The organism is Heyndrickxia sp. FW510-T9, assembly GCF_058781025.1.
Map to the genome: position 1 here is coordinate 1 of NZ_JBYSWK010000080.1, position 14,839 is coordinate 14,839.

At 36.3% G+C, this 14,839-nt stretch carries 12 protein-coding genes and 1 pseudogene; 11 read left to right on the forward strand and 2 right to left on the reverse strand.

From position 1 onward, the window contains the following. Positions 1 to 369 precede the first annotated feature (369 nt). The 6 genes and pseudogenes from AC3WJF_RS22185 to AC3WJF_RS22210 form a co-directional block, all read left to right on the forward strand. Entirely contained in the window at positions 370 to 1,071 is a 702-nt protein-coding gene (locus AC3WJF_RS22185) for a response regulator transcription factor (protein ID WP_492456128.1), read from the forward strand. Then, the gene (locus AC3WJF_RS22190; protein WP_492456130.1) at positions 1,068 to 2,039 is read left to right on the forward strand and encodes a sensor histidine kinase; all 972 of its coding nucleotides are present in this window, start codon (positions 1,068 to 1,070) and stop codon (positions 2,037 to 2,039) included. The genes AC3WJF_RS22185 and AC3WJF_RS22190 overlap by 4 nt, the downstream gene beginning before the upstream one ends. A 442-nt stretch (positions 2,040 to 2,481) precedes the next feature. Then, positions 2,482 to 3,252 (forward strand): ABC transporter ATP-binding protein, encoded by a 771-nt coding sequence (locus AC3WJF_RS22195; RefSeq protein ID WP_492456132.1) that lies wholly within the window; start codon positions 2,482 to 2,484, stop codon positions 3,250 to 3,252. Beyond that, positions 3,227 to 5,128, forward strand: a complete 1,902-nt coding sequence (locus AC3WJF_RS22200; protein ID WP_492456134.1) for an ABC transporter permease — start codon at positions 3,227 to 3,229, stop codon at positions 5,126 to 5,128. Before AC3WJF_RS22195 ends, AC3WJF_RS22200 begins: the two co-directional genes overlap by 26 nt. Positions 5,129 to 5,487: 359 nt before the next feature. Next, the gene (locus AC3WJF_RS22205) at positions 5,488 to 8,196 is read left to right on the forward strand and encodes an ABC transporter permease (RefSeq protein WP_492456136.1); all 2,709 of its coding nucleotides are present in this window, start codon (positions 5,488 to 5,490) and stop codon (positions 8,194 to 8,196) included. 474 nt (positions 8,197 to 8,670) lie between these two features. Beyond that, positions 8,671 to 9,609 (forward strand): annotated as a pseudogene (locus AC3WJF_RS22210) (AMP-binding protein); the annotation flags it as partial. A gap of 51 nt (positions 9,610 to 9,660) precedes the next feature. Here AC3WJF_RS22210 and AC3WJF_RS22215 read toward each other — a convergent pair. After that, on the reverse strand, positions 9,661 to 9,960 hold the full coding sequence (locus AC3WJF_RS22215; RefSeq protein WP_492456138.1) for a hypothetical protein: 300 nt from the start codon (positions 9,958 to 9,960) through the stop codon (positions 9,661 to 9,663). Positions 9,961 to 10,111: 151 nt separating this feature from the next. On the opposite strand from AC3WJF_RS22215, the gene AC3WJF_RS22220 reads away from it, so the two are divergent. The 5 genes from AC3WJF_RS22220 (at position 10,112) to AC3WJF_RS22240 (ending at position 14,244) form a co-directional block, all read left to right on the forward strand. After that, positions 10,112 to 10,888: an enoyl-CoA hydratase-related protein gene (locus AC3WJF_RS22220; RefSeq protein WP_492456140.1), complete on the forward strand. Its 777-nt coding sequence runs from the start codon at positions 10,112 to 10,114 to the stop codon at positions 10,886 to 10,888. 138 nt (positions 10,889 to 11,026) lie between these two features. Continuing rightward, positions 11,027 to 11,749 carry an AzlC family ABC transporter permease gene (locus AC3WJF_RS22225; RefSeq protein ID WP_492456142.1) on the forward strand — a complete coding sequence of 241 codons (723 nt, stop codon included), beginning with the start codon at positions 11,027 to 11,029 and terminating at the stop codon, positions 11,747 to 11,749. Next, entirely contained in the window at positions 11,742 to 12,047 is a 306-nt protein-coding gene (locus AC3WJF_RS22230) for an AzlD domain-containing protein (RefSeq protein ID WP_492456144.1), read from the forward strand. The genes AC3WJF_RS22225 and AC3WJF_RS22230 overlap by 8 nt, the downstream gene beginning before the upstream one ends. A gap of 68 nt (positions 12,048 to 12,115) precedes the next feature. Further along, positions 12,116 to 12,778, forward strand: coding sequence for a GDSL-type esterase/lipase family protein (locus tag AC3WJF_RS22235; RefSeq protein ID WP_492456146.1), 663 nt, complete (start codon positions 12,116 to 12,118; stop codon positions 12,776 to 12,778). A gap of 194 nt (positions 12,779 to 12,972) precedes the next feature. Continuing rightward, on the forward strand, positions 12,973 to 14,244 hold the full coding sequence (locus tag AC3WJF_RS22240; protein WP_492456148.1) for a M48 family metallopeptidase: 1,272 nt from the start codon (positions 12,973 to 12,975) through the stop codon (positions 14,242 to 14,244). A gap of 61 nt (positions 14,245 to 14,305) precedes the next feature. On the opposite strand, the gene AC3WJF_RS22245 is transcribed toward AC3WJF_RS22240, so the two are convergent. Continuing rightward, positions 14,306 to 14,542, reverse strand: a complete 237-nt coding sequence (locus AC3WJF_RS22245; protein ID WP_492456149.1) for an IDEAL domain-containing protein — start codon at positions 14,540 to 14,542, stop codon at positions 14,306 to 14,308. Positions 14,543 to 14,839: the final 297 nt, after the last annotated feature.

Below are 14,839 nucleotides of genomic sequence, written 5' to 3' on the forward strand. Positions count from 1 at the left end.
AGGCCAGCAAGCGAATGCGCGGTAGGGAATTGTTAAAAATCTCAATTTGATTTGTCCATTTTCTTGACATAGTATCAAATCGCCTAAAAAAGTGAAGAAACCTCCCAACAAATGAAGGAAGTCTCCCAACTAACGAAGGAAATCTCCAAACTCAAAGGGGAGTTCCGAAAAACTAAGGAGAATCGTCGAAAAAAGTGAGGAGACCTCCCAACTAACGAAGGAAACCTTCCAACTCAAAGAGGAGTATCATGAATCTGTGGAAAAACAAAAATTTCCCAAAAAGGAGGACGAGATTTACACTAGTTATTATTCAAAAAATCAAATCTTTGTTAAAATCAATGAAGGAAATTAGGCGAAGGGGAAATGGTTATGTTTAAAATTTTTATCATAGAGGACGATAAGCAGCTTGTTAGACTATTACAGGAACATTTACATAAATTTGGGTTTGAAACCAAATCGGTTACGAACTTTGAAACTATTCGATCACAGTTTGAACAATATGCACCGCATCTTGTATTACTGGATGTGAATCTGCCTAAATTTGATGGATACTATTGGTGCCGACAAATTCGTAATATATCAACCTGCCCGATTCTATTCATATCTGCCCGTGACGGAAAAATGGATCAGGTAATGGCACTAGAAAACGGTGGGGATGACTATATTACAAAACCGTTTGATTATGAAATTGTGATTGCAAAGATTAATAGTCAGCTTCGCCGTGCATATGGAAGCTATGCGGGGTCTCAAAATGATCGGTCTGTCATGGTGAATGGATTAAAACTAGATGTTGAGCGCTTGGTTCTTACTATAGGGGACAACACAGTAGAACTGAGCCATACGGAAGCAAAAATTTTAGACGAATTTATGAAAAAAACAGAACGTGTCGTCAGCCGTGACCGTTTGCTCGAAAAAATATGGGATGACCAAGCTTTTGTGGATGATAATACCTTAAATGTCTATATTACTAGGGTAAGAAAAAAATTAGCATCCTTAAAAATTGAAGACGCAATTGAAACCATTCGTGGCCAAGGATATCGGCTCATGCCGAATTGGGGTGATATTGAATGAAACTTTTCCTACGTGAGCAGATCCCACTAATTATTTTTTATATCCTACAGCTTTTTATCATCACCATTGTTTATTGGCTTGATGGATATAGACATTTAACCATATCTTTATATGCAGCACTACTTAGCGGCTGCTTGTTTATCGGATATCTAGTTTTTAGGTATACAACGAACCGTAATTTTTATAAACGTTTAGAAGATCCGTTATCCAACATGGATGAGTTTATGAATGTCGATCACAACACTCCATTATCTACAAGTCTTCACGAACTATTTTCAAGTCAATTTAGGCTTTATAAAACAGACATACATGATTATAGACGGAAGCTTGAGGGGCATATTCAATTTATAAATCAGTGGGTTCATCAAATGAAAACTCCTGTTTCCGTTATTCATTTAATGATACAAGATAAAGATGAGCAGCCATTTACAGCAATAGGAGATGAGCTTGATCGATTAAAGAAAGGCTTAGAAATGGTGCTGTATACCTCGCGTCTCGACACCTTTGATCGAGATTTTTATGTTGAAAAGTTACCACTCGAGAAAGTCATTCGTTCTGTTACATCTTCGCAAAAGCGCTTATTTATTCGTAAGCATGTCTTTCCAATGGTTCAAGTGGAAGGAGATCTTCATGTTGCATCGGATGAAAAGTGGCTTTCATTCGTTCTTACTCAACTTATTACAAATGCTGTTCGATATACAATTCATGAAAATCGGAAAATCTATTTTCGCGGCTATAAACGCGGTATGCACATCATCCTTGAAATACAGGATGAAGGAGTTGGCATTCCCAAAAGCGATTTACCACGTGTCTTTGATCCCTATTTTACCGGTGAAAATGGCCGCAACTTTCAGGAATCAACAGGAATGGGACTGTATTTAGCAAAGCAAATTTGTGAAAAGTTAGGACACCGTATCGAAATAGAATCGACTATTAATGAAGGAACCACTGTACTCATCATCTTTTAGAGTGACAGGCATCATGCAAATTTTTCATATGGTGCCAGTCACCACAGATGGACAAATAACAAAGTGTACATAGAGAAGAGACACCTTTCTTCAAATTTATAAGTTTTTTGTCCTATAAATTATTTCACTAGTATAGTCTCTGTCTAGCTATAGCGCCTATCGGGTTTCTACGTCTCCTCCCTACGATAAGTCAACATCAAGTAAAATTGCACTTCAAATTTTACTCGGTGAAATTTGAAGTGCAATTTCAATAGTTCGTGAACTACCTCACTGTGTTTCCTTTATCTCAGTCGAAGACTACAAAATCCGTACGCCGATGTGCAAGGCGCTTCCGCTTTTATTCTACCTTACAATTTTGTAAGCTAACTGTAAGTTAACGAAATGGTTGTATTTCATGAATCTAGTTAAAATGAGGATACAAATGATACAGGGAGTGAGAAAAATGTCGATTCTAGAGGTGGGACATTTAGAAAAGATTTATGAGGGGAAAGTTGCTCATAAGGCATTAAATGATATTAATTTTTCCATTGAAAAAGGAGAGTTTGTCGGGATCATGGGTCCATCCGGGAGCGGGAAAACAACGCTTCTTAACTTAATTGCTACCATTGATCGTCCGACATCCGGGGAAATCAAGATAAACGGGAAAAATCCGCATGTTTTGAACAGAAAAGAAACTGCACTGTTCAGAAGACATGAACTCGGCTTTGTTTTTCAGCACTTTAATTTACTTGATACATTAACAGTTGAAGAAAACATTGTCCTGCCACTTACACTAGATGGTGAAAGTGTTAGAGAAATGAATAACAAGCTGCAGAATGTCACGAAGAAGCTGGGAATAGACCAAATCTTAAAGAAAAGAACCTATGAAATTTCCGGTGGACAGATGCAGCGTACCGCAATCGCACGGGCTATTATTCACAACCCATCGCTCATTTTAGCGGACGAGCCAACTGGTAACTTAGATTCGAAATCTGCTAAGGATGTTATGGAGACTTTAACAACTATTAATCAAGATGATGGAGCTACGGCCTTAATGGTAACTCATGATGCAGTTGCAGCAAGTTATTGCCACCGAGTAATCTTTATTAAAGACGGCAAATTGTACAACGAAATTTACCGCGGGGACAACCGCCAGGCATTCTTCCAAAAGATTATTGATATGCTTGCTTTGCTAGGAGGAGACAGCAGTGACCTTTCCACAGTTCGTGTATAGAAATGTCGTCCAGAATAAACGGACATACTCTGCCTATTTTCTTAGCAGTGCATTTTCCGTTTTGATTTTCTTTGTATATGCGCTATTTATTTTTCACCCTGATATAAAACAAGGTGTTACTTCATTAGTTGCAGTCCAACTAATGGCTGCGGCTGAGGTAATAATGTACGTATTTTCCTTTTTATTTGTACTGTACTCTGTTAGCACCTTCCTTAAATCACGGAAGCGTGAATTTGGAATTTTAATGATGCATGGTATGACGAGAGGTCAATTAAATCGTATGGTTTTTCTGGAAAATATGCTGATAGGCATCGGAGCAATCATTTTCGGAATTGGTGCGGGCATTATTACAGGAAAATTGTTTTTAATGATAGGGTCAAGGATGATTGGAATTGATTCTTTATCATTCCACCTTTCGATGAAAGCATTATTGCTAACGATATGTGCGTTTCTAATTTTGTTCTTTTGTATATCATTATTTACAACTATTCTTTTAAAAGTAAATAAATTGATAGATTTATTTCAGGCTGGTGAAAAACCGAAAAAGGAACCGAATACTTCGGTACTATTATCCCTGCTAGCAGCCATTCTGTTATTAATAAGCTATTACTTGGCGGCAACAACTACGATGCAGACCATTTTGATACGTATTCTGCCAGTCATTGGGATGACCATTATCGGCACATATTTTTTCTATACGCAGCTATCTGTCTTTGTAATAAAAATGCTGCAAAAAAATCGATTTCTATTTTGGAAAAAAACCAATATCATAACGATTTCAAGTCTTGCCTATCGGTTAAAGGATAATGCACGCATGTTCTTCATGGTTACCATTGTTTCTACGGTTGCGTTCTGTGCGGTTGGAACACTCGCTTCGATGAATGTAATGAACAAACAATTTGAGGAGGATTATCCGGCAGCTATAAGTTATACCGCAATGGATGATCAACCAATACACCAGAAAAACTTGCAGCAAATTAAAACAGAGTTAAACAATAAAGGTATTCCTTATACGATATCAAGCGCTGTGATCAAAAATGTTGAGGTTGCATCAGAAAGTGCAAGTACTCGTTATCCAATTACAAATATTGATATTATTTCATTCTCCGACTATAAAAACATCGCAAAAAGCGCAGGATTTGATGTTTCGGAGAAAAAATTAACTGGGAATGAAGCATTGTCAATGTTATACTCCCATATCCAAATGGATTATAAACCTGTTACTTATACATTAAAACAGGATAATATTAAGCTTCATCCAACGAAAAGATCTAAAAATGTCACGATCCCATTCCGGTCTGGCCTCATAGTCAGTGATGAGCTTTATAAAAAATTAAAACCGGTAGAAACAAATACTTTTACTGGCTTCTTTATAAAAGACTTTGAAAAAACAGCCGGAATTGCTAAAAACCTTGCACCAGAAGGCAGCTCTTATTCTTCTGAAAATCATCATTATGAAATACAAGTCAGCGGGACGATGTATCAAAATCAAATGAATATGTTCAGAATGATGTTATTCATCGCATTATTAATTGGTGCTGTTTTCTTCATTGCAGCAGGTAGTTTCTTATATTTCCGATTGTACGCAGATCTTGAATATGATAGACGCCAATATTTAACGATTAAAAAGGTAGGTTTGACAGATCAAGAATTGAACAAAATTGTTACCCAGCAGCTTGCGTTGTTATTTTTTGTTCCGATTGTCGTAGCATTTGTTCATAGTGCATTTGCCTTTATGGCACTACAAAGCTACTACGCATTATCGATCGCGTCAGAAATGATTATTGTCCTTGCAAGCTTTCTGATTGCTCAATTGATTTATTTCTTCCTTATTCGTTATCGTTATTTGCGAAATTTGAAGAAAACGTTAATTTAGTATTATCATAATTAAACATTATGTATTGTCCTTTAGAGGAAGAACAGATTATAACTGATCTTCCATTCCAAAGGATTTTTTAGTTGAAATAACCAAACTTAATAAGGTGAACTTTTCAAAATCCTTATAATTAATAAATGAATCGAATTTAATCACATTAAATGTAATGAAAGTGTTTACAAAGCCAAACTCGTTTTTTATTATAAAAATAAAGAAAAATATCGTTTTTCTATTATGAATTATCTGTAAATAATAATCTCTAAACTTACTTTATTACGATCTAATTGAAAAATCTTTAGAAAGGTCGATGCATTTATGAGGATAAAAGTATTATTAGTTTGGTACGGAGTTAATGTCCAATGATACGCTTTATCTGGAACAATTGGTGGCGACATAAGGAAAGGTTTATTCTATTGCTCGTTGGGGCTTTAATTGTCAGTTCTGGGTTGAGCTATCTTGTTGGCTTATCACAATCAAATAAGGGAACGGTTGTAAAAGAATTAGAAAGGCATTGGACTTCGTCCTATGACATTGTTGTTCGACCTGAGGGTTCAAGAAGCTCTACGGAAACAGATCATTTAATGGAACCAAACTATTTAAGCGGATTATCTGGTGGCATCAGTTTAGATCAATATAAAACGATAAAAAGCATCGATGGGGTGAAAGTTGCTGCTCCAATTTCGATGATTGGTTATGCTTCCGTTATTGTTAATTTTCCTAAAATAAAGATAAAAGGAAATGGGCTATATCGTCTACAAGAAAAAAAGGTAACAGATATTGGTTCTCGGGACTACGTTGAAACAAATAACTTTTATTTTCCTAATAATACATGGAGTGCGTATAGTAAGGAACCTAGTTACGGTGTTGGAGTATTTGAAGGGGATTTAAGCACTACCACACAAGTATTAATTGCGGGAATAGACCCGAAGCAAGAAGCGAAGCTTGTTGGTTTGAACCAAGCGATATTAACTTTGGGAGACAGTCGGTATTTTAAATCTACTGATGCTAGTTACAGTGAACCTATTCCTTATTTCAAAGAACCAATAGAACAGATTTATTTACCTATTATTGTAAACCGTCAACCTATGGTCAATCAAAAAATTAGTTATTCTATACAACGCCTTGATTTACCTTTTTATAATACGAATGTTGCAAACAAAACAATGGAAAAAGTTAAAGCAAAGGGTGGACGTAAATATTTGGATTCCGTTCCATTGGCGACAGATAGTAAGAAGTATGAATACTCCTTTTCCTTTCAAAAAGCTTATGAAAAGATGATTGAACAAGTAACAGGTGTGGATCTAAATACTGGGAAACCTTCCTTAACTGTTACGGATAGTATGGAAGATCAAGGACTTACTATTGAACAAAAAACAAGTTCCCTCAATTACGAAAAAGTAACAAGCCCGTTTCCAAACAGGTGGCCGATTAGTTACAATTTGAAGGCTCCTACTAATATTAGTGAGGGGGACGGCTTATTTCGAACCACGATTTTATTTAGCGAAGATTCTTTAAAATGGCCAAGGTTAGTTCCTAAATTAATTGGATTATATGATCCGGAGAAATTAAAGGTTCCACAAGATCCATTAACACAATTACCGATGGAAACGTATCGACCGGCGTCCGCAAAGCTAGTACTTGATAATAATAAAGAGCCGGTAAATCCACCAATATTGATAAACCCAACAGATGGGGCATTTGATTTGTTGACGCAGCCACCTGCAATGCTAACTACAATCGAAGCAGCTTCTAAAATACTTGGCAACAAGCCTATTTCAGCGATTCGAATCAAAGTAGATGGTGTGGACCACTTAAGTGTGAAAAGCCAACAAAAACTTGAAAAAATTGCCGGTGAAATACGGAAAAAAACAGGGTTAATTACCGATATCACTCTTGGCTCCTCGCCGCAATCCGTACTCACGCATGTCCCTGCTACCGGGAGGGAGAAAGCACTCGGATGGATTGAACAGCCTTGGATCAATATTGGTTCGTCTTTTACAATATTTAAACAAACACAGTTAGGTTTTTCCAGCATTATTGCAAGTGTGATGGTAGTGGCAATTGTGTACGTGCTCGCTTCGAATTTAGTTTCCTTATTTGCAAGACGAAAGGAGTTTGCGGTTTTATTGTCTGTTGGTTGGAGACCTAATCAATTGGCGAAACTTTTGTTTATCGAAGCTACCCTTTTAGGCAGTTTTGTTGCCATAATTGCATGGATTATTCTCGGTTTTGTTTTATCGGCAACAGAAACGGAAATTACACCAACTCGATTTATTCTCGCAGGTTTGTTCGGACAATTCATTTATTTAATTGGTGCAATTGGTCCGGCAATGCTTACGAAAAAAATACGCCCATATGAAGCTATGCGAACAGGAGAAATATCTGGTGCAGCTTATCGATTCTTAAGGACTAGAGGTAGGATGACGATGGCTATAAATCATTTCATAGGAAAATGGAAGCGGGGAGTGCTATCGATTATAGCAATGGCGTTGCCAACGGCGTTATTAAGTCTTTTCCTATTTATTACCTTTCAGTTGCAAGGAACAATGTACACATCTTGGCTCGGACAATATGTTGCACTGGAAGTTGGTCCTTCACATTTTATTGCGATGGGAGTTGCCTTTGCTATTGCAATATTAACTACTGCTGAAATTATGTGGCAAAATATTGCGGAAAGGCAACCGGAAATAGCATTGTTGAAATCTGTTGGTTGGCGAAACAACCATATTCGCATGTTAATATTATGGGAAGGAATATTAAACGGAATTGTAGCGGGAATTTTAGGATTGATACTTTCCATTTTAATCATGTGGCTCTTATATAAACAATTTCCTACTGACCATATATGGTTTATTATCGCAACAGGTGTTATTCCGATTGTGGCAGGAGTGTTAGGAGCTGTCTTACCTGCGGAAAAGGCAGTTCGTATTCAGCCGGCACAAGCGATAGCACAATCTTATTCTAATCGAAACACAACGGAAAAAGTTCTAAAATGGTGTTTGGGGGCAATAGTTGTTGCTCTTTTAGTAGGGTTGATATTTGTGATTATAAGGCTAATTAGTCATTGAGAGTAAACCGGATTGGTAGTCTGTAAGCCAATCCGGATTCTCGATTTGGAATTTAAAGAACTTGAAGGACACACGATCCGTTATTCGTGACAAATTGGGTCAATTTCTTATGTTTGCGGACACCAGATCCGCTGATAGTAAAAAAGCAGTGATTTCCTAGTGTTTTTTCACACATAGCGTACTCAGTGTCCGCTTTCCTCTTAAATTCACCTCATTTTAATAAATTAACGGAATCTGAGTCCTCTTAAAATATTATGGTTGCCCCAAGCCTTCGTTTACCTAATTTTTTTATGACATTCCCCCTAGAAATATTGTATCCACAAAATTCTTTCTATATAATATATTTAGAATATTAAAATGAATGATTATTCATTCAGAAAGGGGAGGGAATATGGATTTAACAACAAGACTTCATAACACTTCAAAAGAAAGCGCTGACAAAATTGCATACTATTTCATGGATCAACCAACTAGTATTTAAAAATGAACAATGAAGATCGAGTCATCGCTACCTTACCAATGTTTCATGTCTTTAGTCTTACAGTCGCCGTAAATGCACCACTAATAAGCGGTGCAACTCTCTTAATCGCTCCAAAGTTTAGTCCAAATGACATATTTAAATTAGCCAAAAAATATGAAGCAACTATTTTTGCTGGAGTTCCAACTATGTATAATTTCTTATACCAATACTCAGATGGAGATCCAAAGGATTTTTCAAGCCTTCGCCTATGCATTTCCGGTGGAGCATCACTACCCGTTGCCTTATTGAGAAACTTTGAAATGAAATTTAATGTATTCGTTTCCGAAGGGTATGGTTTATCGGAAGCATCGCCTGTCACAGCTTTTAACCCACTTGACCGACCAAGAAAGCCGGGATCCATCGGTACTTCTATCTTAAATGTAAAAAATAAAGTAGTCGATGTACTAGGGCAGGAAGTTCCAGTTGGGGAAGTTGGAGAGCTTGTAGTACAAGGTCCTAATGTCATGAAAGGCTATTATAAAATGCCGGAAGAAACAGAGGCAACTATTCGTGATAGTTGGCTGTACACAGGGGATCTTGCCAAAATGGATGAGGAAGGCTATCTCTATATTGTTGATCGTAAAAAGGATATGGTATTAGTCGGAGGATTTAATGTTTATCCTCGAGAAATAGAAGAGGTATTATACGATCATCCGGATGTAGTGGAAGCAGCTGTCATTGGTATTCCGGATGCAGAACAAGGGGAAGCAATAAAATGCTTTGTTGTTGCAAAAAATAAAGAGTTAACCTCAGATGTATTAATGAGTTATTGTAAAGTAAGATTAGCAAAATATAAGCTTCCAAAATTCATTGAATTTATAGATGAGCTGCCGAAAAATACGACCGGGAAAATTTTAAGAAGAGCCTTAAAAGATCAACTCTCTTCTAAATAAGTGGAAAAAATGCAGAATAGTATTTTCTGCATTTTTTCATTATAGACCGACTTATTGAAACTCATCCGTATCAGCTGATATTGGAGAACCTGTCGAAGTATGCTGATTAATCCAATCGAGTGAACTTTGCGAAACATTGTCCCAGTTAGGAATTTGGGCTTGATGCTGTTCAACCCAACTCATGCAATATTGCGAGTCAATACCATATTCCTCACAGGCAGCCAAAAATGCTTGAATCGTTTCTTCCGTACAATTTTGCCAAGAACCACAGTTATCAACCCACACCTTTTCCATTTTAGACTGTACAGTTGGATCATTTACAAAATGACTAAATTGATTTCTATTCGTCACTAGTTGTACCTCCTTCATGTATATTGACAACGTCTTTAAGTATGTCCAAGGTTCCATTAAACAAACGATGGAAAAGAAAATAGCTCTATCAAAAAGGTTTTTTACAAAAAGTGTTGAAATAAATATGGAGGATCAAAAAAGGGGTGTAGAAATGAGTAATATTGTTTTAGATGTGAAAGATTATATTGGATATGTGACTCTTAATAGGGCAGAAGCTATGAATGCATTTAACTATGATACTTTATGCGAGCTTGCAAGTGTTGTGGAATCGATTAGGTCGAATCCTGAAATAAGAGTGGTCGTCTTTCAAGGATCTGGTGATAAAGCTTTTAGTGTAGGAGCAGATTTGAAGGAAAGAAAAACACTTTCAGAGCAAGAAGTTCGCCGAAATGTATATAAAATCGGAGAAGTTTTTTCTGCAGTTGAAAAACTGCCACAACCAACAATTGCTGCCATGAATGGCTATGCTTTTGGCGGTGGAATGGAGCTTGCGCTTGCCTGTGATTTTCGGATTGCAGTGAGTGATGCAGCAATGGGGCTAACGGAAACAAGTCTTGCTATTATTCCTGGTGCTGGTGGAACACAGCGACTGCCGCGTTTAATTGGAGAGGCAAAGGCGATGGAGCTTATTCTAACAGCGAAAAGAATGACAGCTGATGAAGCTTACCACTACGGCGTTGTAACAAAAACAGTGGATCGGGAACATTTTCACCAATCAGTAAACGAGTTTGCTAACAAGATCCTTGCAAATGGACCGATTGCTATTCAACAAGCTAAATTCGCCATCAAAAACGGAATGAACGCTGACCTGCAAACAGGTCTGGAAATTGAAAGAAAGGCATATGAAATAACAATTCCAACTGTGGACCGGGTCGAGGCACTACAAGCTTTTTCAGAAAAAAGGAAGCCTAACTTTAAAGGGAAGTAATCTATTTTCGCGATACTATTTTGATAGTATCGCTATATTTATGAAAATTTTCTCCTTGTGATTAAAAATAAGAGTATATATAATGGAAATATTATTTTGAAAATTTTGTGTGCTTGAGCATATCCGAGGTGATGAGTGTTGGAAGCTTCTTTAGAAAAATCATCAAATTTTCGTAAAGGTATACAATCAGGGTTAAGTATTGCGATTGGCTATTTCCCGATTGCATTAGCATTTGGGTTATTATCTAAAACTACCGGATTAACATTATTTGAAACGGTTTTGATGAGCTTAGTTGTTTTTGCTGGGGCCAGCCAATATATGTCTCTTAGTCTAATTGCTTCAGGTGCGGGAGCATTTGTTATTATCTTTACGACATTTGTAGTAAATATCCGTCATTTTTTAATGTCAGCATCGTTAAATGAAAAAGTGGAAAAAGAAAAACCTTTCATTAAAAGTATATATGCTTTCGGTATAACGGATGAAACATTTTCCGTTATGGCGACGAAGGAAGGTCGTGTCAGTACAGGATATGCATTTGGGGTAATTATTATTTCTTATGCAAGCTGGGTGATCAATTCGGGGATAGGATACGCAATTGGAGCAAGTCTCCCACAAGTATTGCAAGAAAGTATGACAGTTGCTCTTTATGCAATGTTTATTGGACTTTTAGTTCCTTCATTAAAGAAGAGCATGAAGGTTGTCTATTTAGCTGTACTCGCCGCTATTTTCAATAGTATTTTCATATTTTCAAAGTCACTAGAGGATGGGTGGGCAATTGTCACCTCAACTATTTTATCCGCCATTATTGTGGAGGCGACTGAGGCTGTTAAACGTAGAAAGAGGGGGATAAACGATGAGTAGTTCGGTTGTTTTAATCATTATTGGTATGGCGATTGTTACATACATACCAAGGATGCTTCCGCTTGCGTTATTTCGTGGGAAGTCGATGCCACCATTTTTGGAAGGAGTATTGCGAAATGTTCCTTATGCAATATTAGGAGCCCTTATTTTTCCTAAAATATTTCTCATTCAAGATGATATTTGGTTTGGGATAACCGGTGCAGCTGCAGCTTTAATTTTAGCTTTTATAGGAGCAAATGTAATAATTGTTGTCCTCGGGTCCATTGGAGTGTTAAGTCTATATTCTCTAATATTTTAAATTAAAGTCTCAGATGAAGTAGATTTGAATATATTGAAGTATGACTATTTTATCCTGAGGGTGAACTAATGAAAGCATCACTATTTATACATCCAAATGAATTATTAAGGTATTGTGCTATCGGTGACTCATTAACTGTTGGAGTAGGCGGCTCTACCTATTTTGTAAAAGGTTTCATCTCTAAATATTTGTGGCTATTAAGAAAATCGCATAATAAGCCCATTGTTCCGTATATATATGGGAAAAGTGGGGCAACCACTTCTGATATATTAAAAATGATACATCATCCTTTTGTAAAAGAAGGAATCATATGCTCAAACATTATTACGCTTACGGCAGGCGGCAATGATCTTATCGATGCAGCAAAGACTTTCTTGAAAGACAAAAATGAAAAGGATTTTTTACTTGCAGTTGATCATGGCAAAAAAAATTTAGCGGCCATTATTGATACGATTTTAAAAATGAAGAATGATGGGGAACCATATATTATTCGAATGAGCAATCTGTATGACCCATTTGAAAATATTCCAGGGACGGATAAATGGGTGGAAGCTTTTAATCGGGGAATCGAACAGCTCTCTTCCCCACCGGTTATAAAAGTAGCAAATATACATGATTTATTTAAAGGAAGAACGAATGAATTACTGGCAAACGATCATGTTCATCCGAATTATAAGGGATATTCTATTATTGCAGATGCACTATTTGAGCTTGGTATCGAACCACTATAAATGGTAAAGGGGCAAGTTAATATCTTGTCCTTTTACTATTATGTCACTTTGCCCTGGCTAAATTGCTGTGCTAAATCTAATATTAATTGGGAATAATTTTTACCATGACTTTAAAAACTTAATATTACTGTTCTATTTCCTCGTAATTCTTTCTACATTTATATAAGAGGACAAGAAGGGAGGAGAAGCTGATCATGTTAAGAAAGTGGGCTTTTCGTGCAGTAGTAGCATATTTGCTTTTCGGTATACTAATGTATGTGTATTTATTTTACATAGCAAATTCTACAATTCCTGCTGGTTTAAAAGGGACAAGCGTCGATCCATCTACATTTTTAAATAGCAGAGAATTAATGCTTAGTGAAGAATATTCCAAGATTAGGAATTTATTATTTTTTATCTCGACTCCATATGAATGGGTTTTTTATTTTCTGGTGCTAATATTTGGAGTTTCAAGAGGGTTTGAAAGATGGGCTAAAAACACATCCAAATTTCATATTATCCAATCCGCAGTGTTTTTGTTTCTGTTATACCTTTCGGCTTTTGTGGCAACATTTCCGCTAGATTTTATTTCGTATAAGTTTTCAAAAATGTACCATATCTCTACACAAGCCTTTGCTGGATGGATGAAGGATGAATTTATTGATTTTTGGGTGAATTTAGCGATTATGTTTATCATTGTGACGGTTCTTTACGCTTTAATGAAGAGGTTTAAGAAAAGATGGTGGCTTCCAGCTTGGCTTTTATCGATCCCATTTACTATATTTTTGATGTTCATCCAGCCGGTTGTGATTGACCCGCTTTATAATGATTTCTATCCTTTAAAGGATAAGGCACTGGAGACAAAAATTTTAACACTGGCAGAAAAGGCACATATTCCCGCTAAGCATGTTTATGAGGTGAATATGTCTGAAAAAACTAGTTCACTTAATGCATACGTGACCGGTATTGGTTCTAATGCCAGGATTGTTTTGTGGGATACAACCCTTAATCAATTAAATGATAAGGAAATCTTATTTATCATGGCCCATGAGATGGGGCATTATGTTGAGAAGCATATATATTTTGGGATAGCGGGATATTTATTATTATCATTAGTGGGACTATGGTTAACCTCTATTCTGATGAATAGATTTGAAAGTAAAAAAGGAGAGCAATTGAAAATCAACGGAGTTTCAGCATTAAGCTCCTTACCGTTGTTTTTGCTCATTATCTCTATTTTACTATTCGCGGTTAGCCCTTTAACAAATTGGGTTTCTCGCTATGAAGAAACACGGGCAGACCGCTATGGGCTTGAAATGACACATAATCAGAAAGCAGCTGTTCAAACGTTTCAGGATCTGACAAAGTCAGGACTTAGTCAAGTGAATCCCCCTTTACTAGTGAAAATTTTCCGATATGATCATCCGACTATGTTAGAACGAATACGAATGATAGAAAATTTTCAATACAAGAAATCAAAACCTTAATAAAAAATCCCTCTGGTAAGAGGGATTTTTTCATCAAGTTTGAAACTAGTGGATTTGTTATTTACAATCCAAAACGTTCTTCAAGAGCTTTTAATTCTTTTGTTAACCTCATAAAGAGCTCTTTGTCTTTTTTATCTAATGCATGATCAATTTCACATAGAATTTGTTCCTTTTGCCGTTTTAAAACTAATTCGTTCAAAATCATATCTGAGTATATTTGCATCATCAATTTTTCATTTTGTAGCTGTGTCATCGCATAATCCTTCATCAATTCTGTGTAAGATTTCTTTCTTTCCATCGATGATCACCTCTTTTGCTTTTAAGTATTATAGCAAAAAAGAACCAGATAATCAACAGAACAATTGTAATTTTCTGATAAAGAGAATTATCATTGTCGACTGATTAAATGACATTATTATTCACAATTCTGCATTTTCCTCTAAAGATTTCTGATTTTCCTGAAGATATAATGACAAAATTGGAAGGACATGCAATTATAGGATTATCCCGTATACAATAGCGATTATTTCAATATGGGGAGCGAATGCATTCTGAGGTAATGGAATCACAGGATTGTTTTATTTATCTTTTAGAT

Excerpts from the sequence above, each read along its gene's own strand:
- AC3WJF_RS22205 (WP_492456136.1), top strand. The coding sequence starts at position 5,488 with ATGATACGCTTTATCTGGAACAATTGGTGGCGACATAAGGAAAGGTTT.
- AC3WJF_RS22230 (WP_492456144.1), top strand. The coding sequence starts at position 11,742 with ATGAGTAGTTCGGTTGTTTTAATCATTATTGGTATGGCGATTGTTACA.
- AC3WJF_RS22245 (WP_492456149.1), bottom strand. The coding sequence starts at position 14,542 with ATGGAAAGAAAGAAATCTTACACAGAATTGATGAAGGATTATGCGATG.
- AC3WJF_RS22235 (WP_492456146.1), top strand. The coding sequence starts at position 12,116 with ATGAAAGCATCACTATTTATACATCCAAATGAATTATTAAGGTATTGT.
- AC3WJF_RS22240 (WP_492456148.1), top strand. The coding sequence starts at position 12,973 with ATGTTAAGAAAGTGGGCTTTTCGTGCAGTAGTAGCATATTTGCTTTTC.
- AC3WJF_RS22220 (WP_492456140.1), top strand. The coding sequence starts at position 10,112 with ATGAGTAATATTGTTTTAGATGTGAAAGATTATATTGGATATGTGACT.
- AC3WJF_RS22195 (WP_492456132.1), top strand. The coding sequence starts at position 2,482 with ATGTCGATTCTAGAGGTGGGACATTTAGAAAAGATTTATGAGGGGAAA.
- AC3WJF_RS22185 (WP_492456128.1), top strand. The coding sequence starts at position 370 with ATGTTTAAAATTTTTATCATAGAGGACGATAAGCAGCTTGTTAGACTA.
- AC3WJF_RS22190 (WP_492456130.1), top strand. The coding sequence starts at position 1,068 with ATGAAACTTTTCCTACGTGAGCAGATCCCACTAATTATTTTTTATATC.